A 230-nucleotide genomic window follows, 5' to 3' on the forward strand; every position below is an offset into this window, starting at 1 on the left:
GTAATTAAGCAGCTAGCCCTAGCCGAGTCAGGTTGTTAACTGGCTAGGACTCATACTTTATTAATTTTTATAAAACTGGCTGTCTTTGGTAATAGTAATTGCAGGGTCTTCTTGCGAAGTTATCACAAAACTCAGCTTGCTCACTTTGCGTGCTAAATCGTAGCCGTCTGCAGTCACCGTTACCGGCACACTTTTCATCAGCCCAGGCTCTACTAATATAGCATTTGGGC

The 230-nt window shown here is 43.5% G+C and carries 1 protein-coding gene; it reads right to left on the reverse strand.

Annotated features, from left to right (window positions below; all coding sequences use genetic code 11):
* Positions 1 to 60: 60 nt before the first annotated feature.
* Positions 61 to 219 carry a hypothetical protein gene (locus R0K30_RS23875; RefSeq protein WP_410613556.1) on the reverse strand — a complete coding sequence of 53 codons (159 nt, stop codon included), beginning with the start codon at positions 217 to 219 and terminating at the stop codon, positions 61 to 63.
* Positions 220 to 230 lie beyond the last annotated feature (11 nt).

It is taken from the genome of Bacillus sp. SIMBA_154 (assembly GCF_046536015.1).
GTDB lineage: Bacteria > Bacillota > Bacilli > Bacillales > Bacillaceae > Bacillus > Bacillus pumilus_P.